General features: G+C 56.4%; 19 protein-coding genes. 13 read left to right on the plus strand and 6 right to left on the minus strand.

The annotated features are described in order from the left end of the window. Positions 1-82: 82 nt before the first annotated feature. Both ACK509_RS15210 and ACK509_RS15215 read left to right on the plus strand, forming a co-directional pair. Positions 83-928 (plus strand): hypothetical protein, encoded by an 846-nt coding sequence (locus ACK509_RS15210; protein ID WP_410767404.1) that lies wholly within the window; start codon positions 83-85, stop codon positions 926-928. A gap of 389 nt (positions 929-1317) precedes the next feature. Next, the gene (locus ACK509_RS15215) at positions 1318-2835 is read left to right on the plus strand and encodes a phosphoenolpyruvate carboxykinase (ATP) (RefSeq protein WP_410767405.1); all 1518 of its coding nucleotides are present in this window, start codon (positions 1318-1320) and stop codon (positions 2833-2835) included. A gap of 31 nt (positions 2836-2866) precedes the next feature. On the opposite strand, the gene ACK509_RS15220 is transcribed toward ACK509_RS15215, so the two are convergent. From ACK509_RS15220 to ACK509_RS15230, 3 genes are all read right to left on the minus strand, one after another. Beyond that, complete coding sequence (locus ACK509_RS15220) at positions 2867-3370, minus strand: hypothetical protein (protein WP_410767406.1); 504 nt, start codon at positions 3368-3370, stop codon at positions 2867-2869. A gap of 135 nt (positions 3371-3505) precedes the next feature. Continuing rightward, a complete protein-coding gene (locus tag ACK509_RS15225) occupies positions 3506-4015 on the minus strand; it encodes a hypothetical protein (RefSeq protein ID WP_410767407.1) in 510 nt (169 codons plus the stop codon). A 180-nt stretch (positions 4016-4195) separates the two neighbouring features. Beyond that, on the minus strand, positions 4196-5305 hold the full coding sequence (locus tag ACK509_RS15230; RefSeq protein ID WP_410767408.1) for an NAD(P)-dependent alcohol dehydrogenase: 1110 nt from the start codon (positions 5303-5305) through the stop codon (positions 4196-4198). Between the two features lie 252 nt (positions 5306-5557). Between ACK509_RS15230 and ACK509_RS15235 the strand changes: the two genes are divergently transcribed. The 8 genes from ACK509_RS15235 to ACK509_RS15270 all read left to right on the plus strand — a co-directional run bounded on the left by ACK509_RS15235 (position 5558) and on the right by ACK509_RS15270 (position 13734). Beyond that, positions 5558-6238, plus strand: coding sequence for a nucleotidyltransferase domain-containing protein (locus ACK509_RS15235; protein WP_410767409.1), 681 nt, complete (start codon positions 5558-5560; stop codon positions 6236-6238). Continuing rightward, positions 6228-6713, plus strand: a complete 486-nt coding sequence (locus ACK509_RS15240; protein WP_410767410.1) for a hypothetical protein — start codon at positions 6228-6230, stop codon at positions 6711-6713. Before ACK509_RS15235 ends, ACK509_RS15240 begins: the two co-directional genes overlap by 11 nt. Positions 6714-6847: 134 nt before the next feature. Continuing rightward, on the plus strand, positions 6848-8014 hold the full coding sequence (locus tag ACK509_RS15245; protein WP_410767411.1) for an ABC transporter substrate-binding protein: 1167 nt from the start codon (positions 6848-6850) through the stop codon (positions 8012-8014). Between the two features lie 73 nt (positions 8015-8087). Continuing rightward, on the plus strand, positions 8088-9068 hold the full coding sequence (locus ACK509_RS15250; protein WP_410767412.1) for an NAD(P)/FAD-dependent oxidoreductase: 981 nt from the start codon (positions 8088-8090) through the stop codon (positions 9066-9068). Continuing rightward, entirely contained in the window at positions 9058-10164 is a 1107-nt protein-coding gene (locus tag ACK509_RS15255) for a FecCD family ABC transporter permease (RefSeq protein ID WP_410767525.1), read from the plus strand. Before ACK509_RS15250 ends, ACK509_RS15255 begins: the two co-directional genes overlap by 11 nt. After that, positions 10164-11048, plus strand: coding sequence for an ABC transporter ATP-binding protein (locus ACK509_RS15260; RefSeq protein WP_410767413.1), 885 nt, complete (start codon positions 10164-10166; stop codon positions 11046-11048). The genes ACK509_RS15255 and ACK509_RS15260 overlap by 1 nt, the downstream gene beginning before the upstream one ends. 274 nt (positions 11049-11322) lie before the next feature. Further along, a complete protein-coding gene (locus tag ACK509_RS15265) occupies positions 11323-12900 on the plus strand; it encodes a PAS domain S-box protein (protein ID WP_410767414.1) in 1578 nt (525 codons plus the stop codon). Positions 12901-12978: 78 nt separating this feature from the next. Then, positions 12979-13734: a histidine kinase gene (locus ACK509_RS15270; protein ID WP_410767415.1), complete on the plus strand. Its 756-nt coding sequence runs from the start codon at positions 12979-12981 to the stop codon at positions 13732-13734. 27 nt (positions 13735-13761) lie between these two features. On the opposite strand, the gene ACK509_RS15275 is transcribed toward ACK509_RS15270, so the two are convergent. Continuing rightward, positions 13762-14238, minus strand: a complete 477-nt coding sequence (locus ACK509_RS15275) for a hypothetical protein (protein WP_410767416.1) — start codon at positions 14236-14238, stop codon at positions 13762-13764. Positions 14239-14298: 60 nt separating this feature from the next. After that, on the minus strand, positions 14299-15810 hold the full coding sequence (locus tag ACK509_RS15280; RefSeq protein WP_410767417.1) for a sodium:solute symporter family transporter: 1512 nt from the start codon (positions 15808-15810) through the stop codon (positions 14299-14301). 670 nt (positions 15811-16480) lie between these two features. Between ACK509_RS15280 and ACK509_RS15285 the strand changes: the two genes are divergently transcribed. Together ACK509_RS15285 and ACK509_RS15290 are read left to right on the plus strand one after the other, a co-directional pair. Next, positions 16481-19276 carry a cation-translocating P-type ATPase gene (locus tag ACK509_RS15285; protein WP_410767418.1) on the plus strand — a complete coding sequence of 932 codons (2796 nt, stop codon included), beginning with the start codon at positions 16481-16483 and terminating at the stop codon, positions 19274-19276. Positions 19277-19512: 236 nt separating this feature from the next. Continuing rightward, entirely contained in the window at positions 19513-19902 is a 390-nt protein-coding gene (locus tag ACK509_RS15290) for a pyridoxamine 5'-phosphate oxidase family protein (RefSeq protein WP_410767419.1), read from the plus strand. A gap of 28 nt (positions 19903-19930) precedes the next feature. On the opposite strand, the gene ACK509_RS15295 is transcribed toward ACK509_RS15290, so the two are convergent. Further along, positions 19931-21502, minus strand: a complete 1572-nt coding sequence (locus ACK509_RS15295; protein ID WP_410767420.1) for a PAS domain S-box protein — start codon at positions 21500-21502, stop codon at positions 19931-19933. 168 nt (positions 21503-21670) lie between these two features. On the opposite strand from ACK509_RS15295, the gene ACK509_RS15300 reads away from it, so the two are divergent. Continuing rightward, positions 21671-23308, plus strand: coding sequence for an ATP-binding protein (locus ACK509_RS15300; protein WP_410767421.1), 1638 nt, complete (start codon positions 21671-21673; stop codon positions 23306-23308). Positions 23309-23408: the final 100 nt, after the last annotated feature.

Raw genomic sequence — 23408 nt, forward strand, 5'->3', positions numbered from 1 at the left:
AATGATGCCCTCCACATGCCCTCGACGGCTACCGCAGTCATCGTACTCACGCAATCTTCGACAAATTCTGGTGTTGTAACTGATGCCAGGGTTTTACGAGCGACTCACGGACGGTTGGGAGCGGGCACTCGATAGCATCCAACTCATGCTGGTTCCCATTCTGTTTGCGTGTACAGAGATAACGAAGATACAGTCCGTGTTCGCGCACGACGGCATATACGTCGGCTTCACGTTCGGGTTGCCAATCTCTGTTGGGACCGTCTGGCAGTTTGTGAGCGCACCCAATGAAGGGCTGAACGTCAACCTCGGTGTTCCAGTTGGAGAAAATCCAGGATTACTGGTGCCCGTCTTTGGCTTACTCGTCGTGAAAGCCGCCCTCTCTGCTGGCTACTTTGGAAGTATCAGAACCCATCTCGAAACAGGTGAGTACGACTTTCTCGACAACGTTCGCTCCTACTTTGGGCCATTTTTCGTTCTCGCATTCGTTCCGTTCGTACTCGTGTTACCGTTGGCACTAGGTATCGGTCTCAACGCGACGGGCCTCCCCACGAACCTCGTCGCGGTGTTCGCCGCTTCGCTCCTCTTGTTCCTCATCACTGTGTACCTGTTCTACGCGACCCCCTACCTTATCGTTCTTCGAGACACTGGCATCGTGGCGGCGCTTCGAGGCTCGTTTGCGTTGGCTACGCAGGGGGGTCCATACCTTTCGTACTTCCTCGCGTACGGTCTCTTCGTCCTCGTCGTCTCGCCGTTTGCGACGGCATTTGTGGTTAACGTCCCCGGAATCGGGCTATTGCTCGGCATCGTCGGCGGTGGCCTGCTCGGGCTTGCATTGAATATCACGACGATGCGCTTTGTCGCTGACATCGACCCTGAGTCGCATGCTTTCGATTCGTGGGACGAGTCTTCACCGAGTCGCTCTAATTGAACTGCGTGGTGACTCGTCTTTTCGAAGCCGACGTTCTGGTTTCAAGAATTACTTAATCCGAACATACTCGCCAGTTGATGTGGATTCGAGAGCGGTACGCGTGGACTGAAACAGTTCTTCGAGGCCTAACCCACTGCTGACAGAGTATTCCAAGCCTGCCCAGTGAAGGTTTTGAGACGTAGGATGATGCTATCGAACGCCGGGCTGAAACCCATTTATTGGATGATTAGCATTCGCCACCAGCAACAGTACACCTGCTAACAGTACATCTCTCTTCGACGAGGCTTCGATTGCAATAAGAGGTTTATCTGAATCCGAATAAATTATTTTTCATATTGAATCACTGATAAAATAACTATGTCTATTGAGTTCGTTGGTGGGTTCATAGCATGGACGACATGATCCCGTTGCAGCAAACAGCTGATTTTCCAAACCCAGAGACAGCGGACCATATCACGTACAATCCACCCATTGCAGACCTCCGAACATTCTCTACTGCCCTCGAAACGACGACCGAATTCGGGTCTCCATCATACGTCAGTGACTACCGTTCTCGAAGCTCGGCTCAGACAGCCACCGCTATCGACGACACCTTCGACAGCGACGACTACGCCGTATTCGAGCGAGCGACTGAGTGGGTGAACGACCCACGAAACGACGTGCTCTGTGTCGACCGGGTCGTCGGCCGAAGCGAAGGTGTGTCCGCTGTCTGCCGGTTGTTCCTCCCCAAAGAATACGGTCGAATCGCACTGGCGTGGGCGAAACTTCTCGAACCCTCTGACGGTGTTGAACCGGATTTCGTCACGGTACAACTGCCAGATGCGACCGATGAACCCTGTATCCGCGTCCTACCCGATGATGGTGTGACAGTGGTGCTTGGGAGCGACTACACAGGCGAAGCGAAGAAGTCGTTCTTGCGTCTCTTCATGTACCGAGCGAAGCAGATGGGTGGTCTCGGACTCCACGCTGGCAGTAAGCGGGTTCGACTGACCAACGCCAACGGACGCACCCGCGAAGTCGGACAACTCTTCTTAGGGCTCTCGGGGACTGGCAAATCGACGCTGACCAGCCACGGTCTCTGGTTGGACAGCCCCGAGGGTGCAGAGATGCTTCAAGACGACGTCTGCGCACTCCTCCCGTCTGGGACTGCTGTCGGCAGCGAAGGCGGCGGTCTCTACATCAAGACGCTTGGACTCGATGCCGACGAACAACCCGAACTCTACGAGGCTGCGAGTGCTGAGAGTGCGGTACTCGAAAACGTGGCTGTCGATGAGGATGGATGTGTCCACTTCGATGAGCCTCGGTACGGCCGAAATTCGCGTGCTGTCATCCAGCGCGATTGTCTCACAAGTTCTGCCGACGATATCGACCTCGAACGCGTTGACCAGATATTCTTCATCACACGCAACCCGCTGATGCCACCAATCGCAAAACTCGACGAGAGGCAGGCTACTGCGGCGTTCATGCTCGGCGAATCTATCGAGACGAGCGCGGGTGACCCCTCTCGTATCGGCGAATCGATTCGAGTCGTCGGCACGAATCCGTTCATCATCGGACCGAAAGGTGAGGAGGGCAACCGGTTCCGTGACTTAATCGAGACACTCGATGTGGACTGCTTCGTCATCAACACCGGCGTCGTCGGCACCGACGAACCCATCGACGTCGGCGTCGAGGAGACCGTCGCTATCCTCGAAGGTGTCTCCCGAGGAAGCATCGAGTGGACCTACGACGACACGCTCGGCCTGTCTGTTCCATCCTACGTCCCGGGTATCGACATCGGTCAGTTCGTCGTTTCCGACCACGTCGAAGATGCCTCTGACGCACTGCAAACGCTGCGAGCGGAACGTCGGGAATATCTATCTCAGTTCGACACCCTCGACGACGACGTTCTCGACTCGGTGTACTGATTCGGCTGGAATAGTGCGGTAATTGGGGCTCTTACTCCCAATTACTTTCCCGAACATTCTGTTCCAACACATCGAGCAGGTTTGCATCGCTTCTCGACAGGTCTGCATTACGAAAGTGCGGGATGATTTTTCGAACCCGCTGAAGCGTCACATCCCTCAGTTCAGTGAGTGAACACGTTCCAGACTGTTCGATTCCGAGTCGCTTTGACTCGTCTTCGATACTGTCTTCTCGGTAATAATTCGTCACTCGAACGCAACCCTCACCCGTGGCCTCGAATAGTAATAGTGAGGGCCGATTGATGAACCACTTTACTCGATTCTCACCAGCGTGCAGTCGATTCAGCACATCGAGTAGCTCGTTCAGAAACGACACCTCCCACGTTTCGAAATAGGAGCCTTCACCTGGAATCCAGGAATCTCCAACCCGAATTGAGACACCACAGTAGGGGTCGTAATCGTCTCCTTTGTGGACTGGGTGCCATGGTGTGCCTTCGTTATTCTTGAAATCGAACGCTACCTTGGCTTCTTCACCCATTGAATTTCATTTTAAACCATATTTCGGACGTTGAAAACACTTTGCTGGCCCCACCTCGACATCGAACCAAGCGTCTGTCTTACGATTGGGTTACTTGGCATATCTGACTGAGTCTCCGAACGTCTAGAAGACGCGCTATCGTAGTAGCCAATCGAGTTTCTGTGCCCGGTTTTCTAAGAGGTGAAGTTGAGATAGATGCCACCTTGTGGGTTCGTTATTACGAACGTGGTCAATGATTCGTTGTACCCACTCAAGTGCTGATTTACTGAGTGCTATTATCGAACAGACACCTGTCTTCTCAATACCCAGTCGTTCCGATTCATCTTCGATACTCTCCTCGGAGTAGTGATTCATGACACGTACTTTGTCGGAATTTATTTTTTCGAAAGATATCGCTCGTCCGCCGCCTAACAATATTTCCTCTTTATCTGACCCCTCAATGAGATTTTTCAGAACAAGCAACTGTTCAATCCAGAAACTCACTTCCGGGGCTTCTGTATAAATGTCTTCTCCGGGTATCCAAACGCCCCCTGCACGGATTGCGACTCCGCACCGGGGGTCGTAACGCTCTCCCTCTTGGTCTGCATCCCATGGCGTTGGCTCGAAGTGACGAATGTCAAACTCCGCCTCGCCTCCATTATTCATTTCTCCGAGAAATACTCCTTTACTTACACACTTATCTCCATCGTCAGTAGCCCCCGCTCTGTATCAGTTCTGTACGAAGGCGACGACGGTCAGCGACACTAACCACGGAATCCGTGGAGCGAAACCCCAAATGTCGAACAAAAATAGAACTGAAAGTTTGGTGCGTGCCACTACGTCCGCTTAGGCGTCTCCCATGCGAAGAACGGGTTTAATGGTGTCTCCGCTTTCGGAGTCTTCGACTGCTTGTTCGATGTCTTCGAAGTCGTAGTAGGTGACGAGTTCGTCGAACGGGAACTTCCCCTGTCGGTAGAGTTCGATGAGGTCGGGAATGAACTGCTGTGGGTCGGAGTCGCCTTCGACGATACCGGTGATGTTCCGGCCGTTCAAGATGAGATTGTTGACGTCGTAACTGGCTTCGGTGCCGAGCGCCGGTGCGCCGATGATGCCGAGTGTGCCCCGCTGTGTGAGCGATTCGGTCGCCTGCTCTGCGACCGTTGGTACGCCGGTCGTCTCCAGCGCGTAATCGACACCACCGGTGAGTTCCCGAACTGCTTCGACCACGTCGTCTACTGCTTCGGCGTTCACCGTCTCGGTAGCTCCGACCTCCAGCGCCTTTTCGAGACGGTTCGGCTTGAGGTCGATAGAGACGATGTCGGTACACCCCTTGAGATTGGCCGCCATGACGGCCGCCAGTCCAACCGACCCAGCGCCGAAGACAGCAATCGACGAACCTGCTTGCGGGTCCAGAGAGTTGATGACGCCACCTGCACCCGTCTGGATACCACACCCGAGTGGGCCGAGCAGTTCCAGTGGGACGTCGTCTTCGACGGGAACGACGTTTCGCTCGGTCGCAATCGCGTACGTGGCGAACGACGACTGGCCGAAGAAACGACCACTGATTCTCTCTCCGTTTTGCGAGAGTGGGGAGGTTTCGTCACTGGGTCGGGCACCGCCGAAGTTGTGTGCGAAGAACGCCTCACAGTACGCGGGGTGGCCGTCTCGACAGCTCGTACAGGTTCCGTCGTAGTCGAAACTCAAGACCACGTGGTCGCCCGGTTCGACTCGTGTCACGTTCGACCCAACCTGCTCGACGACACCAGAGCCTTCGTGGCCGAGAACCGCCGGAAGTGGTGTCGGATACATTTGGTCGCGGACGATCATGTCTGTGTGACAGACCCCTGCTCCGACGACACGGACGAGTACCTCGTCCGACTGTGGTTCTTCGAGAGTTACTTCTTCGATTTCGAACGACCCACCTTTTTCGTGGGTCACTGCTGCTTTGATGTTCATTGCTATCCAACAACACAATTGATGTTACTGAAACAACATACTTCTTTTGTTGCAGTATCTATACTACCTGTCATACACGGTCTCACATGGCTGAAATGCACGAATTCAGTACTATGGATTTCTCCGACGAGTTGGTTGTTGCATCCACTGGACTGAATTGATTGGCCCGGACTGGACTGAACTGAACTCCGGCCACCTCCGACGCCATCTTTATTATACCTTGTTGCATATAATCGGACAGTGTATGGCGAGATGAAACAAGAAACGCGAGTGTGTCTTCGAGTTCTTCCCGGCGACGACACGAAGATTTTCAGGCTTCGGGCGGCGGACGACGTACTCCGACTCCTCGTCGACGCACACGAGACGGAGTTCACGATGAACGAACTCGCCAACGAGACGGACTACAGTCGCTCGACTGTGTGGCGAGCGGTCGAACTCTTGGACGAACTCGGTGTCCTCGACATTCGCGAGACGACACAACGAAAGTACGTCTCCATCGACAACGGACATCTCGAAAAAGACGACCCGATACTCGCTATCGAACAGGCCGAGTATCACGAACCAGTTCGAGCGTTCGTCGCTCGGGTGAAGAGCGCAGTTGCAGACACGAACGGCATCGACTCCTTGGTCGGCGTCCTCGTGTTCGGGAGCGTCGCCCGCGGCGAGGCCGACAGAAAGAGCGACATCGACCTGTTCGTCCTCGTCAGCGGCGACCGAACGACTGCCCGTCGCGTCGTTTCGGATATCGCAGCCGACCTCGGCGACGAGCGATTCGACGGCGACCGGTTCGCCTTCGAACCGTTCGTGGAGACAGTCGAGAGTGCCCACCGCGTGGGTGAGAAACTCCGCGAGCAATTCAAAGAGGGTGTCACGGTGTACGGGACCGACGAGTTCCAACAGGTCAGAAAAGAGGTGATGAGCCGTGAGCGGTAATCGAATCGAAGAGTTAGTTGACGAGGTGCAGGCGGCCTTCGATTACCGACCGGACGAAATCGAGGTCGGTCTCGACACCAACGAGGCAGATGTACTCCAACTTCGGAAGTCGTGTCGGCTCCTCGCTGGCGCAGAGACACTGCTCGAACAGGGCTTCTACACCATCGTCATCGAGACGTCGTTCGTCGCAATCGAGCGAGTCGTCGAGTTCAAACTACTCGAAGGCGGTGTCGAACCGCGAGACCTTCCGGGGACGCACCCGGCTGTGTACACCGAAGCGGCGAGACGAGGTATTCTCTCGGAACGCGTCGCATCGAACCTACAGGACTTGTGGCGAAACCATCGGGCGAAGACGTACTATCAAGACGGACTCGCGGCGAAAGGCCGTGCAGAGAAACTGTTTGCGCTCGCCGCTGAGACGCACACGTTCGTCGTGAACCAATCGACCAAACGACACGAGTGCATCTGTGAGTAAGTCTCTGACGTAGTTCCGAGGCGGAGCGAGTGTCGAACGACGGTAGACAATTTCGTGGTATGCGTCCTCTCTCAAAGTTTTAGGACTCCCTAAAATTCGTAAGGAATTTATTGGTTTAGGATAGCCTAAAACTAATGGCATTCGATGAGCAGGGTTCCGAATCGTTCGGACGCCGCGACTATCTGAAGTACACTGGGGCAGCGATTACGGGTGTCGCGTTGGCCGGTTGTACCGGTGGAAGCGGCAGTGAGGCGACGACTGAGTCGGAGACGACTGCGCCCGAGACCGAGACGACCGAGGAAGCCGCGGAGTCCTACACGGTGTCGATGGTCCCTATCGGCGATGTCGAGTTCGATTCGGTTCCCGAAACGTGGGTCGCTAACAACGGTAGCTGGGCCGACATGGGTATCGCACTCGGTCTCGAACCACCGAAGGGCGTGTGGCTCACCAGCCGATACCACACCCAGTACTACGACGACATTCCGGGTGTGTCCGTGGACAAGAGCGACATGGTCTCGCTCTACCAAGACGGCGTCAGCAAGGAGTTGTTCTACGAACTCGACGCCGACGTACACGTCATGGACCCCAACTTCCTGATGAATCGATTCAAGGGGTGGGAACAGGCGGACGTTGACGAGGTGGCCGAAAACATCGGTCCGGTCTTCGGGAACTGTATCTACGCACAGCATTACCCGTGGCACGAAGACTACCGCTACTACTCCCTCTACGAAGGCTTCGAGAAACTCGCAGAGGTCTTCCAACGTACTGACCGCTACGAAGCGTTCGAAGCGGTCCACGCCGACTTTCAGGCGAACCTCGCACCGGTCGTTCCAGCACGCAGTGAACGGCCCGCCGTCGCCGTCCTCTGGGGTGTCGGTGACCAACCCGAACAGTACTACCCGTACATCGTCGGCGACGGGACTGGGTTCAAACACTTGACCGACCTCCAAGTCAAGGACGCACTCGCGGAGACGGACATCAAGGATTTCCACGGCAGTCGCGCCGCAATCGACCTCGAAACGCTCCTCGAAGTCGACCCCGAGGTCATCATGCTCCGCGGCTACGAGTCGAAGACCGAAGATGAGTTCCAGAACTCGGTCGTCGAGTACCTGAAGAATCACGACACTGCAAGCGCCCTCACTGCCGTCGAGAACGACGACGTGTACCGCGCTGGCGGTCTGTACCAGGGTCCGATCACGAACCTCGTACTCACCCAGCGGACGGCCAAGCAACTCTACGACGTGGACGAACCGCTCTACGACAAACAGCGCGTCGCCGACATCGTCAACGGAGACCTCTGAGGATGCACACAGGCGATGACGAACCGATGTCTGAACGCCCACGCTGTGGGTCGATTTTGGAGGCATGTCCGTAATGAGTTCTATCGAATTTGACACGCACGTCGCCGACGGTGCCACCGCTGAGTTTGATTACGACGTGGTCATCGTCGGCGGCGGTCCGACCGGTTGTTCGGCAGGGATTTTCACCGCACGTCACGGACTCGATACAGTCATCTTTGACCGTGGAAACGCCGCACTCAAGCGCGCCGCATACGTCGAAAATTATCTCGGGTTTCCCGGCGGGGTCCACATCGAAACGCTGTACGACCTGATGCACGACCACGCCCGGAGCGTTGGGTGTGCGTACGTTCCCGACATGGTCGAATCTGTGACCCATGCCGACGGCGACGGATTCGTCGTCGAGACCATGGACGACGAACGAGTGACGACCCGGTACGTCCTCGCCGCGTCGTGGTACGATGGCGAGTACATGCGTCCACTCGGTGGGGACGAGATGTTCGAAGCACACGACCACGGCGATGGTGACGTACACGAACACTTCGACCCCGACTACTCGGACAAAAATGGCCGAACGCCTATCGACGGTCTCTACGTCGCAGCACCCGCAGGAGAGCGGAACGCACAGGCAATCATCGCGGCCGGAACCGGCGCGCACGTTGCTCGATGCCTGCTCGAAGACTACCGGCAGGAACTCGGCTTCCCTGCGGGCGTCGCACCACACTACGATTGGCTTCGCCGAGAGTCCGAACTGACCGGTGAGTGGGCAACACGCGACCGATGGCGTGAGTGGTTCCACGGCCAACTCGCCGCAGACGGCGCTGCCCACGACTACGACGAAGACGCCGAGTACGACGAGCGACTCGTGGAACTCCGTGAGGCCTACATCGACCGGGCCTTCCGCACGCAAGTCGAGGCCGAGGAAATCGAAACCCGATGGAAGCGAGGACAAGCACGACTCCTCGACTACATCGACGACGACCAAATTCTCGAACGTGCCCGTGAAATCGAGACACGCGCCGACCACTCAACTGAGGTGGCGAACGATTGCGAGTAAAACAGCACGTTCGACCGAATCGAACTCGGCCGCTGAAGGGTGGTTCGATGGTTCGCTCGTCGCGGTCATCTTCGCAAGTCTCCTCGTTATCCTCGTCGGCGGCCTGTTGCAGGTGAGCTTCGGTGCGTTCTCGATGACGCTCATCGAGGCCTGGCACGCCGTCTTCAATCCCAACGTGGTGTTCAACCCACAGGCGTGGAACGCCTTCCTCCTCGGCGGTGAACTCCCCGAGATGAGCAGAGAGAGCCTCATCGTCTGGAACATCCGCCTCCCACGCGTGTTCGTCGCCATCCTCGTCGGTGCGAACCTCGCCGTCTCGGGTGCAATCTTCCAGGCAGTCACGCGAAACGAACTCGCTAGTCCGTTCATCCTCGGTGTCTCCTCCGGTGCCGGGTTGATGATTCTCCTGACGCTCGTCGTCTTCTCTGGACTGTCGGCGTTCCTCCCGCTTATCGCCTCGTTCGGTGGGGCGATGGCGTTCCTCGTCGTCTACGCAATCGCGTGGAAGAACGGAACTTCACCTGTTCGGCTGGTCCTCGCTGGCGTTATCGTCGGCACCGTCTTCGGAAGCCTCCAGACGGCGATGTTCTTCTTCGCCGATAGCATCGGCATCGTTCAGAGCGCAATCGCGTGGACGACTGGGTCGCTCACGGGAACCGACTGGGAGCAGGTTCGGATGGCACTCCCGTGGACCATCCTCGCCATGTTTCTGGCGCTCGTGAGTTCTCGCCAACTCAACGTCCTCCTCTTGGGCGAGCGAACGGCGAAGGCACTGGGCATGTCGGTCGAGAAAGTCCGATTCGCCCTCTCCGGCATCGCCGTCCTTGCGGCCGCTGCGAGTATCGCCGTCGCCGGAATCGTGGGCTTCGTCGGTCTCATCGTGCCGCACATGGTCCGCAATCTCGTCGGCAGTGAGTACAAACGCCTCATCATCGGTTGCATGTTCGTCGGCCCGGCGCTCATGGTCACCGCCGACGTCGGTGCCCGGTTGGCGTTGAATCCGGTGCAGATACCGGTCGGTATCGTCACCGGCCTCATCGGTGGGCCGTACTTCCTGTATCTCATGCGTAAACAGACACAGCTGGGTGAAATCTAATGACGACTCCACGCCCATCACCTCGGAAAGACGCACAGGAACGTGACGAGAACGTCTCCGAATTCGAGTACGAGAGTGACTCTCCGGCGAGTCGTCTCGTCGGCGAAAACCTCGCAATCGGCTATCCGACTACCGACGAACCAATCGTCGAGTGCGAGAAAGTCGTCATCCCGGAAGGTGAAATCACGGCCCTCGTCGGGCCGAACGGAAGCGGGAAAAGTACGCTCCTGAAGGCGATGTCGAACCAATTGACGCCAGAGCGCGGCAACGTCTTACTCGACGGAACCGACGTGCAGTCGCTCAAACCCAAAGCGCTCGCACGGCAGTTGGGGTTGCTTTCCCAAGAGAACGAATCCCCCGCGAGTTTGACCGTCGAAGACCTCGCGTATCACGGGCGCTACCCTCATCGTGGGTTCTTCGAATCGGTCACCGAAGACGACGGGGCCGCGGTCGAACGCGCTCTCGCGCTCGCCGGTGTGAACGATATTCGACACGAGAACGTCGGCAACCTCAGCGGCGGCCAAAAGCAACTCGCGTGGATTGCGATGGTTCTCGCCCAAGAGACCGACGTCCTCTTGCTCGACGAACCGACGACGTACCTCGATTTGCACCACCAACTGCGTGTCATGGAAGTCGTCGAGACGCTCACTACCGAGCGTGACATCACCATCGCCGTCGTCTTGCACGATATCGGCCAAGCCGCGCGATTTGCCGACAACCTCATCGCAATGAAAGACGGGGGACTCTACGACTGGGGTCCGCCGAAGACGGTGGTTACCGAAGAACTCCTCGCCGACGTGTTCCGCGTCGATGCGAGTGTCGATAGCGAGAGTCCGACCGGCCCACACATTTCTCCGCACCGTGCGATTCCAGACCGAGAGTGAACGCACGGCTCACTCGTTACTGATTTTTGGTTTCTGCGCCCGAACGACCTCGAACAGATTCGGTCGCTCCAGCAGACCTACGGGAGGGGACAAACGGTTATCGACCTGCTCACATCTGCCTCGAACAATCGTTTCACACGCTTTATCGACCAATTCCGGAACTCAGAGTGATATAACCCGTACGTTTCAATGGTACTCTCGTTGATTGTGTTCAATTGTTGAATAGTTGAGCGAAATACGAGAAGATATACATTTGGACGAACGTAGTCGGTTTATGGATCAAACCGGTGGGAATGCATCGTTACCTCCTGAACTATCAGACCGGTTTTCGTACGAGCAACTCGTCGAAGGTGCTCCATTCGGTGTCTTTGTTTTCGACCAGTCCGGCACGATTGTCTACGCCAATGGTGCGGCTGGAACAGTACTCGGATACGACCCGTCGAGACTCGTCGGAACGTCGCTCACAGCTCTCCTTCCTGACGACCGCGCTGACGAGTATTTATCGTTCTTTCAGGCGTACTTGCGCGGTGACGCAGAACGAAGTGATTGGGAGCATACCGAAATTGTCGCCCTCCACAACGACGGCCATAGCGTTCCGTTAGCGACCACGTTCCGCGAGGTCATCATCGACGGTGAGAGCCGATACACGGGTCTGTTTCAGGATATCACCGAACAGGCGATGCTACGCGAGGAACTGCGGGCCAGTCTCGACGCAGTCCACGAACTCTATCAAATCTCGTCGAACGGGTCGCTGTCATTTGCCGAAAAATGCGACCGGATTCTCACGCTCGCACGCGAGTACCTCGGCGTCTCCTATGGGTTCGTCTCGCGTATCACGGAAGACCGACAGGAGATTGTCGCTGCGACCGGTGAGCATCCACGATTGCAACCCGGCGAATCGTGTCCGTTGGAACACACCTACTGTCGAAAGATAGTCGATACGACGGGCCTCTTGGCGGTCCACCACGCAACTGAAGAGAGGTGGGAGAACGACCCTGCCTACGACCGACTCAATCTCGAGACGTACCTCGGGAGTAAACTCGTCGTCAACAACGAACTCTACGGGACGCTCTGTTTCGGTTCATCGACGCCCCATCAACGCCCCGTCAGCGACAGCGAGCGAACCTTCGTCGAACTCGCATCCCGGTGGATGGCCTACGAACTCGAACGCCGAGACAACCAAATCGTCTTAGAGCAGCAGAACAAGCGACTCAATCAGTTCGCCAGTACAGTTGCACACGACCTTCGAAATCCGCTCAACGTCGTCAACGGTCGTCTGAAACTCGCTCGTGAGTCTCACGAAGACGACGAGAACCTCGAAAGAGCCATGGCCTCACTCGAGAAGGCGTTCGACCGAATCGACGAGATGCTCCACTTCGCAAAAATGGGTCAAGTAGGCAAATCAGAACCAGTCTCACTGCAAGAAGTTGCATTAGAAGCGTGGGAAACCGTCTACACCGATGAGTCGATGCTCGTCTTCGAAGACGAACTCGGAATCATTTTCGCCGACCGGTCCCGACTCAGTAGACTCTTCGAGAACCTCTTTCGAAACTCGCTCGAACATGGTTCGTCTGCCGACCACGACACTTCTCTCGGTGAATCCGGCCTCACCGTCAGGATTGGTAGTCTCGACGTTCAATCCGGTTTCTACATCGAAGACAACGGTGTGGGATTCTCGACGGTTGACCACGACCAACTGTTCCAGTACGGTTGCACCGGTAGTCCAACTGGCAACGGCTTTGGACTCGCTATTGCACACGAAATCGCAATCGGCCATGGGTGGACGATTCGACCTATGGACGCCGAATCTGGTGGTGCCCGGTTCGAGTTCTCTGGTGTGGAACTCACCTGAATCACCGGTTTTGTCTCTTCCCAGTCAACAAATAGATAGTTTTTAATTTATTGAAGGAATACTCCGGATAGTTATATTGTGAGTTTGCGGAAGTTCATCCCGACCAAACAAACGAACGATTACTCGCTCGTCGTGGTCAATCGAACCTCGCCACAACCACTCCAAAATATGCTGGAGGGGGTCTTCGAGCACCAGCAGATTTCGGTCGAAGAACAGGCCGTTCCCGCCGATGACGAAGATGTCGTCTGTTTGTTTCAGAATACGACCTGTATCGCAACGTCGCCGCTCGCCGATTTGCAGGACGCGGTACTCCTCATCAACTCGGACTTGTTTCGGACGGGAGTCCACGGGCTCGAAGGCGAAGACATCCCGGCGGTCATCAAGAATCTCGACGATATCTCGTTCGTCCTCCGGGGCTATCCCGAGTCGGACAAGGAGAAATTGCTTCTTATCATCCTCTCGCGCTACATCGAGCGCCTCTCGCTAGAGAGTGACGGTGGAAAACACCGAGCGTCGTTCCAGCGTCTCTCTCGAATCATCGACGAGCGAGGAACCCACAGCGTGTACAAACGGTTGGCTGCCTCAGATGTGGATACACACGTCTACGGGATTCCCGACTGGATGCCGCCGTCGAGTACGGAGTTGACGCTTCATGCTGGGTGGTCTGACGATTTCACCGACTCGTGGTTCGTCACCCATCTCCCCGACGACGAAACGGCACCTCACGCGGCGCTCGTCGCTATCGAAATGCGACCACGAGTCTGGGAAGGTGTCTGGACGTTCGACCCCGAGCGCGTGCGAGAAATCAATCAGTACATCGAACACCAACTCTAGGGTCAGTCTCTCGAATACTCTCTCGTATTAGGCTGTCTCTGTGGTAACTTCTACTTCAATCGGTCGTCGCTCGGATTTCGAGCGTAGAGTGGTAGTCGAACGGGTCTGTTTGGTACTCACTGCACGTTCCCGAACCAGTACTCGCTCTATCTGCCGCTCGAGTTCGGTTTCGCCGATATCACCCGCGACGTACTTCGCTGTAATCTTCTCCAGTGGGGTGCGGATTCGCATCTTCTCTAAGAGGAACTGGTCTGCCTTGCGGGCGACGGTCACGAGTACGACTTCGATTGCTGTCACGGTGATCAGGCCCAAGACGACGGCAGTCAAGACGAACCCCGCACTCATCTCGCCGAAAATCACGAACGATGCGGTTCCGACGACTGCGAGGAATCCGAGAATCGAGAGCGACAGGCCGACGAGTGCGAGGGTGGCGACCATGACCGTGGCGTAGAGCAGTACCCGAAGGACGGCCACGGAGCGGGGATATCTCACGCGCTGATTCATGGAGGGTGTATGTCGTGTATCGACATATCATTGCATGTCCGATTTCGTGAGTAACTGGATTTACTTCACACTCGGTTGGTCGAGACGCCGAATCTCAGATGCGAGGCGGTCTAAATCGAACTCACTCGTCGAGAGGCGTGCCGCGGTGAGTGCGAACCCCGTCGAAACGAGGAACGCTCCGCCGAACGATAACAGATACAGTGGGTCGGCCGCTGGCAGCACCTCGCCGACGAGTGGGACCGAGGTTAGAACCGAACGAAAATCGGGGAAGTAGGCCAACCCGACACTGAGTCCACCGAGGCTACTGACGAGTGCGCCCGTTCCGGTGAGTTGCGTCGAGTACAGCCCGTAGACGAGCGGGAAGGCGACCGCCGCGCCGAGCAAGTCGGCGAGGAAGAAGAGTCTGAGTACACTCTGTGCGCTGAGGCTGACGTAGATTGCGCCGAGCGCGACGACGACAGTCAGGAGCCGCCCCCCGACGAGAAGCGAGCGACCTCGTCGTTCGGTCACCCGCGCAAGGTCCACCGTGACGAGGCTCGAAAGCGCAGTAAAGAGCGTATCGACCGAACTCATGACGAGCATCAGTGCGAGTAAGACGACGACGAGAACGAGCCAATCGGGAAACGCCGTCTGCAAGAGGACGAAGAACGCAACGTCGGCGTTGTACGCCGCGCTCGTCACGTCGGTCACTATGTCCGCGTTTCCGACCGCGATAATCCCGAAGAACGCCGTCACGAAGACGATACCACCGTTGAGAACCGTCGCGTTGCGAAAGCCATCCCGAATCGTCTCGGCGCTCTCGCTGGCGTAGATTCGTTGCCACCACGTTTGGTTGATCAACTCCGCACCGAGGATTGCGAATGCGAGTGCGAGTCCGAACTGGAGTCCCGCAACGAAGCCAAGGTCGAGGAGTACCGGATTCGAACTCGTGATGCCGTCTAGTACCCTGAGCGGTCCGCCGAGTGCGAGAAGTGTCCCGGCGAGTGCGACGACCAACAGGGGGACGACGAGCAGTGCTTGGACGGTGTCGGTGAACATGCTCGCGCTGAGGCCGCCGTAACTCGTGTAGAGGAGGACGAATCCCCCGACGAGAATCGCGGTTTGCCACTGGGGGACGCCCGCGACGAGCGACAGTGCGCCAGCGATGCCCGTCAACTCTGCGGAGAGGAAGATGAACATGTAGAGCGCGCTCATCACCACGACAAACACGTACATCGGCGTCCCGAATCTGGCGTGAGCGTACTCTGTGAGCGAGTGGCCGTTCGGGATGAGTCGCCGAATCCGTGGGCCGAGTCTCGAATAGACGTACATCGGCACTGCCTCGCCGATTGCGTAGCCGATGACGGCGGCGATTCCAAAGCTTGCACCCGCTTCAGGGGCCGAAAAGAGTACCCAGACGCCCATCACCGATGCGACGAGTGTCGCGGTCGTTCGACGTCGCCCGGCGGAGTTACGGGCGCTGATAAGGTCCTCGACGGATTTCACGCGCCCACGGGTGTACCAGAGACCGATACCCGTGAATATGAGGAGTGTGACGACTGTTAGACCAAGTGCTGTGGACGAACTCACCATCTGCTTTCGCCTCTCTTGGATTTGGTTGCCGTGGCGATTGCATCCATAGCAGATACTCTTCGACCGAGCGGAAAAGTATTATGACTGGGTGGTATTTTCTACTTATATTATGGGGGCGTTAACGCTTGCCTCGCAGTTTGTCTGTCTCCATTGTCTCTCTGTAGCCTGTTTCTATGAGTTGACACAGTCACTCAACTGAGGAGTATCAATGATGGTGAGGTCGACATGTTGAACTTGGCATGGAGTTGATGAATCAACGAGAATGATAGAACCGCTTTCAACTTCTCTGCGGTCGGCACTCTCTGTCGTAGCTGGCCTCCTCATCCTCGGTCCAGTAACGATACTCGTATTCGGAATCGGCGGTCGCTCACCCCGGACGCCGTCGCCGTTGGAAATCCTTGGATACGAGGGTCCAATTTGGGCCGTCTTACTCTCTTCGGGTCTTGTTCTCGCCGTGGGCGTTGCGCTCACACTGGCACTCAAACGCAGTGAGCGGGAGTCGTGAACACGCTCAGACAGATGTTTGTCTACGTCCTGTGCTGAGGTGACTCAGCCACAACTGGGGAATTCACTGATACTCCCCGCCCTGCGCTAGGCTCATTTAGCCACGGAGTGTTAACTATCTCACACGAAAGGCCCTCCCGCCATGTGACCAGGCCGCTCCCGACACATGAAACCCAACACTGCCCTTCAAGCGGACGAATCCGAGTACTCGGAAACGCAGTGGCACAGCATGTCACTCGAAGACGTGTTCGAACGCGTCGAGGCCGACGAATCTGGGTTATCGACCGAAGAGGCAACGCACCGCCTCGAATCGTTCGGGCCAAACGAAATTCGCTCGACTGACTCGGTTTCACCATTCGCGCTCTTCGTCGCGCAGTTCCAAGATTTCCTCATCTACATCCTCGTGTTCGCCGCCCTCCTGTCGCTGGGTGTCGGGCTTTTGCCGGGATACGACCCCAATTACGCGGATGCTGTGCTTATCTTCTTGATTCTCTTTGCGAACGGTATCTTCGGGTTCGTCCAGGACTACCAGGCCGAGAAATCTATCGAGGCGCTTCGAAAACTCTCGTCTCCCGAGGCGACGGTCCTCCGCGATGGTTCGAAAATCACTATCGACTCGACCGAACTCGTCCCCGGTGACCTCGTCTTTCTCGAACAAGGCAACGCGGTTTCAGCCGACGCCCGCCTCATCGACGGTTCGGGGTTGGAAGTCGACGAATCTGCGCTCACCGGCGAGAGTACGTCTGTTTCGAAATTCTCCGACCCACTCGATGAAGAGACGGTCCTCGCCGACCGGTCGAACATGGTGTACATGGCCACGTCGGTCGTTCGAGGCCAAGGCAAAGCAGTCGTCGTCCACACCGGAATGAAGACCGAAGTCGGCGGTATTGCGACACAGATAGAGGCTGTCGAAGAGCAAGAGACGCCGTTTCAGACGGAGGTCAACCAGTTAGGAAAGCGTCTCGGCTCCGGTGTCATCGCACTTATCGTGTTTATCGCGGTGGTGCAACTCCTGCTCACCGCGGCTAGTCCACTTGCAGTCCTGCTCGTCGGTGTGACACTCGCGGTCGCGGCAGTTCCCGAAGGATTGCCCGCTGTCGTCACGTTGACGCTCGCACTCGGTTCTCGTCGGATGGTCGAACGCGACGCGCTGGTTCGTCGGCTATCTGTCGTCGAAAGCCTCGGGTCGGTCGATGTCATCGTCACCGACAAGACAGGGACGCTCACCGAGAACCAGATGACTGTCGAAACGGTGTACTTCGACGGCGAGACGTACGACGTGACGGGGACTGGAATGGAGACGGTGGGCGAGTTCCGGCGTAATGGCACTCTCATTGACGCTAGCGTAGTCGAACCGGTGTTGCGCTGTGGTGCGGTGTGTAACAACGCTGAGCGTGCGCCCACGTCCGTGGAGAAGGATTTCTACGGCGACCCGACTGAGGTTGCACTGCTCGTCTCTGCGGCGAAAGGTGGATTTGGAATCGGCTCTTCCTCTGAGCGCCGCCGCGAGATTCCATTCTCCTCTGAGCGAAAGCGTATGACTGTCGTCGTGGACGAAGCGCCTGGATCGTCGTTCTCAGCAGGAATGGTCGAGGTACCTTCGAGTGTTTCTGCCTCGTCTTCGACGACGGCGTACATGAAGGGCGCACCGGAGTTCGTGTTAGAACACTGCACCCACGTCCTCGAATCGTCTGGTCTCGTCACGCTCACCGACGAAAAGCGCGCAGAAATTTTAGCGGTCAATGAATCGTTCGCCCAAAAGGCGCTTCGAGTGCTTGGATTCGCTGCAAAGCACGTGGACGACCCCGATGCCCCCGTTGACGATATCGAAGATGGGATGGTCTTTTTGGGATTACAAGGAATGCTCGACCCACCGCGAACCGAGGTCGAACAGGCGATTGCCGACTGTCGGAACGCAGGTATCAGAGTCGTCATGGCAACCGGCGACAACGTCGAAACAGCGAAAGCGATTGGGTCGGCAATCGGGTTTTCTCCCACCGGCGCACTGACTGGTGCCGATATCGAGGAGTTCTCAGACGAAACGTTGCGCAAGGCGGTCGAGTCGGTCGAAGTGTTCGCCCGAGTCAATCCCGAGCACAAAGTCCGGATACTCGAAGCCCTCCAAGCGAAAGACCACATCGTCGGCATGACCGGCGACGGCGTCAACGACGGTCCTGCACTCCGGAACTCGGATGTGGGGATTGCGATGGGTATCCGCGGCACCGACGTTGCGAAACAAGCCAGCGATATGGTGCTGTTGGACGACAACTTCACGACGATTCGTGATGCAGTCGCCGAAGGACGTGCCATCTTCGACAACATCCAGAAGTTCGTCAACTACCTCCTCTCGGCGAACGCCGGTGAGGTACTCGTGGTCTTTGTCGGCGTGCTTATCGGGACGTTTCTGTTTCCGGAGTTGTTCGCCTCGCAGTCGGAAGCACTGATTCTCACGCCCGTGATGTTGCTGTGGATAAATCTCGTCACCGACGGCTTTCCGGCACTCGCACTCGGTGTGGACCCGAAGGCAGACGGGATTCTCGACCGGCCACCGCGCGATTCACACGACTCGATTCTCGACCGAGAGATGGTCGCTTCGGTGGTCTCTATCGGCGTGTTGATGACGGTTACCGGTCTCGGTGTGTTCTTCTACACGCTCAGTTCGACCGGCCAGTTGCTCCGTGCCCAAACGTTGTTGTTCACGTTCCTCGTCGTCGTCGAGGTTGTTCGCCTCCAAATGATTCGCTCGCGCTACAACCTCTCGCTGTTCTCGAACCGATGGCTCATCGGGGCTATCGCGCTCACACTCGTGTTCCAGTTGGTGGTCCTCTACACGCCGCTCAATCAGTTCTTCGGTGTTCGACCGCTGGCACTCGCCGACTGGCAAGTGATTGCGGTCGGATTCGTCGCATTTCTTGCTCTCAACCTCGGCGTCAATGCACTCTTCGACCGATTCTTCGATTGAAATCGGCTCTCTCGACTCGATTCGATAGCTCATTCCCTGGCGCGTGCTACTGTCTCGTCTCTGTGAGCTGCATGTCGTCTCGCGTGTCGTCCTCGGCGTTCTCTACTGGCAACGTGGAATCTCCCGACGGAGCGCGATAGTGTGTTTGCTTCTCTATACGTCACTCCCTCTTCTAAACGGCTTTCTCTGGCCTCTGTGGGCAGACCTAATATGTTAGCTGACGAACGAGTACGGCGATGGCTATCTCTGAAGACACGGCACGACTGCTGACGAGCGAACCACTGATGGCACATCTCGCCACCTGTGTGGATGGTCGCCCGCACGTCGCTCCAGTCTGGTATTCGTTCGACGCCGCCGAGGGAGTAGTCGAGGTTCTGACGGCGGGCCGAAAACTCTCGAATATTCGGCAGAACCCCCGAGTTGCACTCTCGATTCAGAAAGACCACGACGGCCATGCACAGTGGCGAGTCACACTCCTCGGGACGGCGATGGTCGTCGAAGACGACGACGCGAAACGGGACGCAACTCGCCGGATAAATTCGAAATATGGTGCTGGAGAGGCGGCGTGGCCGGAGAACACGTTGGTTCGGATTCGCGTGGGGAGCGCCTCGATGAGTGAGTATTAACCGATATTCACCGACGTAGCATCCGTTCTTACTCTGGCTGCGTTGCTGACGAGAGTGTGAGTATCACTACTGTCCCCCGCGGGTCGTTGTCGTTGATAGTCACTTCGCCGCCAAGTTGTGTCACAATCCAGTTGACAGTCCACAGACCCATTCCCTCTCCGTGGAGGAGTGCGGTTTCTTCGCCCTGTTGGAGGATTTTCCGCTCGATATCTGGGATTCCCGGCCCGTTGTCGCTGACGTGGAGACAAACACTCCCTTCCGACTCTCGACTCGTGCTGAGTGAGACGGTTGGCGTCTCGTGGTCGTTGTGTTCGAGGGCGTTGTTGACCAGTTCACCGACAGCCAATCTGATCGATTCGACGTTTCCGCTCACTATCGCCTTGGTGTCGTCAACTGTGATGGTCGCCTCTGGGAATTTTGACGAATATCGGTGCTTTAGCTCAGTAAACACTGAATGGAGTTGTGTCGCCGAACTCTGGTCTTTGGATTTGACTGCCTGTTCGAACTTTCGGGCTTTCTCTCCCGTGGATAGCAGCTCCTCGGAATGTTCGACGATGCGTGTGGTCTTGTGGATCGCTTCTTCGCTGGAAAATTCACCCACGGCGTCGATGGTCTTTCGAATCGCAGTAAGTTCGGTGTCGATATCGTGTGTGACCGCAGAGAGATTGTTGACGATTTCGCTGATTTCGTTTCCGTCGCCTTCGACGGCATCTGGCAACGCTAACGCTTCGATGTCTGATTTAAGCGATTCTGCATAGCCCGTGACGACGTTGAGGTTGTTTCGAAGGTTGTGTCGAAGCACTCGGTTCAACACCATCAATCGTTGCTCGCGCTCTTTTCGCGCTGATACGTCTCGAATCGCCCCACGAAGAAGGGTTCCGTCGTCGATGAAGTCTCCGCGCACCTGCACCCATTGATTCGCATTGTTCGTGGTTGCGACTCGCAGTTCCAAATCAAAGGCCTCACCCGTCTCGCTCGCCCGTGTAATCGCGTCTTCGAGCGTCTCTCGGTCGTCTGGGTGGAACAGTTCGAAGAAGTCGGCTTGCTTCGACACCGCAGATGGGGAGACTGCAAGCAGTTCCAGTGTTCCTTCTGTCAAGCGAAGTTGGTTCGTCCCGATATCGACCTCCCATCCACCGATATCCGCCATCGCCTCGGTTCGCTCCAATCGGTCACGACTTCGTTTGAGTTGCTGTTGGTAGGCTCGCGTTTCGGTGTTATCTCGGACGACTTTGGCAAAGCCACTGGTCGTCCCATTTTCGCCGACGAGCGAACTAATCGTCACCTCGGCCCACAACTTCGACCCGTCTTTCCGATTACACCACCCGATACACTCAGAACTCCCGTGTGCCGTTGCATACGCGAGTGCATCTGTTGTCTCGGCTTTCGACTGCTCGTCTGGATAGAACATCGTAACGTGATTCCCGAGGACTTCGCTCTCGCTGTATCCGAGCATTCGCTCGGCACCTTCGTTCCACGTCGCAATCGTTCCATCCGGGTCGAGTAAGATAATGGCGTATTTTTCAACCGACTGGAATAGCTGTTGAAGAATGTTTGTCGAGTGGTCAGTACCGCCTATCTTACGAGACCACTCTTCCATTATCATTTATTTACCACCAAATTATAAAAATATAGACCTTCTTCGAGAGAGCGCTTCTAACCCACTCTCGTTGGTTGTGGCGCGTTGTCAGGAATGTTTATGCGCTTTTAGCTTCAAGTAAATTTTATAGTGGCCCTCTCATCAATTTCATTTCTGCATGTCTTTTACGTGCTGATATTTGCGCTTGCAGCACTCGTTTGCTTTGCCACGCTTCCGCGGACACAACAAATATCCGATAGAGATACACGCCGTGGGTTGACCGCATTGTTACTCACCAGTGGCAGTTGGGCGGTTGCACACGCCGGGTTTCTTGCGGTTCCATCGCTGCAACTGAAAGAGGGATTCTACATCGCCGGGTTAATCGTTGGATTCAGTACGATTGGTGCGTGGCTCTACTTCTGTTCTGCCTACACCGGTCGGTCGCTCCACCGATACCAGTCGTATCGAAGAGTCGCAGTTGGCCTCTTTGCCGCCGTCGTTCTCGTGAAGCTAACTAACCCGTTTCACCACCAGTATTTCACGGCTGAAGTCGTCCAGACACCCTTTACCCATCTCGAAGTACAGCACCTTACTCTCCACTGGATTACGGTAGGACTGTCGTACGCGCTCGCATTCGTTGGCTACTTCATGCTCCTCGAACTCTTCGCAGAAGCCGAGATGGACGCGACGCCGTTGCAGGTACTGGTTGCGATTACGGGTCTCCCAGTCGTCCTCGACATCATCGTTTACTCGACACCTGCACTCATCGATATTACCTACGAACCACTCGGTGTCGCAGTGTTTGCAGTTGGTGTCTGTTTCGTATACCTCGACCAGTTCGAGGAGGTGCAACTCGCAGGCGAGTTGGACGACCCAGTCATCCTCCTCACTCGCGATAAGAGAATTCGTGATACGAACCACCGGGCACGCGAGTTGTTTCCCCAACTCGTCGGAGAAACTGGAGCGCCCCTCGAGAGTATACTTCCGTCTGTCGCAAAACGACTCGGTACTGGCGACCCAATTCTCGAAATCCATCGGGACGGCTCCACCCGCTACTTCCAACTCGTTGTCTCTCCAGTCGGCGCTTCCCAAGCACGACTTGGAGACGAGGTTCGGTTCACTGACATCTCCGACAGAGAGCAGTACCGACGCGAACTCGAACGGCAAAACGACCGTCTCGAATCGTTTGCGAGCATGGTCAGCCACGACCTTCGTAACCCACTCAACGTCGCACAGGGACGCCTCGACCTGGTACTCGAAGAACAGACCGACGAGTCACCAAATTTGAACGCCGCTCGAAGCGCACTCGACCGAATCGAGGCCCTCATCGAAGATATCCTCTCGCTTGCCCGGCAGGGACAACCACTCGACGACCGCGAACGAATCGAACTCACTTCGTTCAGCACGGACTGTTGGGAGATGGTCGATACCGCCAGTGCTGAACTCGACGTGAACGGTGAGTTCGTCTTCGAAGGCTCTCCACAGCGTCTTCAGCGTCTCTTCGAGAACATCTACCGGAATTCGATTGAACACGGTGCGTCGGATAATTTGGTCTCCAACAACGGTGGTGCAGGATTCACTGTCACTGTCGGCCCGCTCGACAACGATTCTGGATTCTTCATCGCCGACAATGGCTCGGGAATCTCACCAGACGTGCGAGATCAAGTGTTCACGTCTGGATTCACGACGGACCGAAATGGCACTGGCTTTGGTCTCGCCATCGTCTCCGAAATCGTCGACGCACACGGGTGGGAAATCACAGTCACCGAGAGTGCAGACGGTGGTGTACGGTTCGAGATATCGGGCGTCGAAGGGATTCGGTCGTAACGGATACTACTCTCTTCGTGTATGATTGGAAACAACCATTTGACAGTCTCTTCTCCGTAGCTCGTAATATGCGGAAATTTAGGCCTCAAAAATTCATATC

Origin of the sequence: Haloferax sp. DFSO60 (genome assembly GCF_046557615.1) — an archaeon.
Taxonomy (GTDB): Archaea; Halobacteriota; Halobacteria; order Halobacteriales; family Haloferacaceae; genus Haloferax.

Bases quoted from the DNA above. Each gene is read 5' to 3' on its own strand.
- ACK509_RS15265 (WP_410767414.1), top strand. From the start codon at position 11,323: ATGGATCAAACCGGTGGGAATGCATCGTTACCTCCTGAACTATCAGAC.
- ACK509_RS15260 (WP_410767413.1), top strand. From the start codon at position 10,164: ATGACGACTCCACGCCCATCACCTCGGAAAGACGCACAGGAACGTGAC.
- ACK509_RS15215 (WP_410767405.1), top strand. From the start codon at position 1,318: ATGGACGACATGATCCCGTTGCAGCAAACAGCTGATTTTCCAAACCCA.
- ACK509_RS15275 (WP_410767416.1), bottom strand. From the start codon at position 14,238: ATGAATCAGCGCGTGAGATATCCCCGCTCCGTGGCCGTCCTTCGGGTA.
- ACK509_RS15290 (WP_410767419.1), top strand. From the start codon at position 19,513: ATGGCTATCTCTGAAGACACGGCACGACTGCTGACGAGCGAACCACTG.
- ACK509_RS15285 (WP_410767418.1), top strand. From the start codon at position 16,481: ATGAAACCCAACACTGCCCTTCAAGCGGACGAATCCGAGTACTCGGAA.
- ACK509_RS15230 (WP_410767408.1), bottom strand. From the start codon at position 5,305: ATGAACATCAAAGCAGCAGTGACCCACGAAAAAGGTGGGTCGTTCGAA.
- ACK509_RS15210 (WP_410767404.1), top strand. From the start codon at position 83: ATGCCAGGGTTTTACGAGCGACTCACGGACGGTTGGGAGCGGGCACTC.
- ACK509_RS15280 (WP_410767417.1), bottom strand. From the start codon at position 15,810: ATGGTGAGTTCGTCCACAGCACTTGGTCTAACAGTCGTCACACTCCTC.
- ACK509_RS15295 (WP_410767420.1), bottom strand. From the start codon at position 21,502: ATGGAAGAGTGGTCTCGTAAGATAGGCGGTACTGACCACTCGACAAAC.
- ACK509_RS15245 (WP_410767411.1), top strand. From the start codon at position 6,848: ATGGCATTCGATGAGCAGGGTTCCGAATCGTTCGGACGCCGCGACTAT.
- ACK509_RS15250 (WP_410767412.1), top strand. From the start codon at position 8,088: ATGAGTTCTATCGAATTTGACACGCACGTCGCCGACGGTGCCACCGCT.
- ACK509_RS15235 (WP_410767409.1), top strand. From the start codon at position 5,558: ATGAAACAAGAAACGCGAGTGTGTCTTCGAGTTCTTCCCGGCGACGAC.
- ACK509_RS15220 (WP_410767406.1), bottom strand. From the start codon at position 3,370: ATGGGTGAAGAAGCCAAGGTAGCGTTCGATTTCAAGAATAACGAAGGC.
- ACK509_RS15225 (WP_410767407.1), bottom strand. From the start codon at position 4,015: ATGAATAATGGAGGCGAGGCGGAGTTTGACATTCGTCACTTCGAGCCA.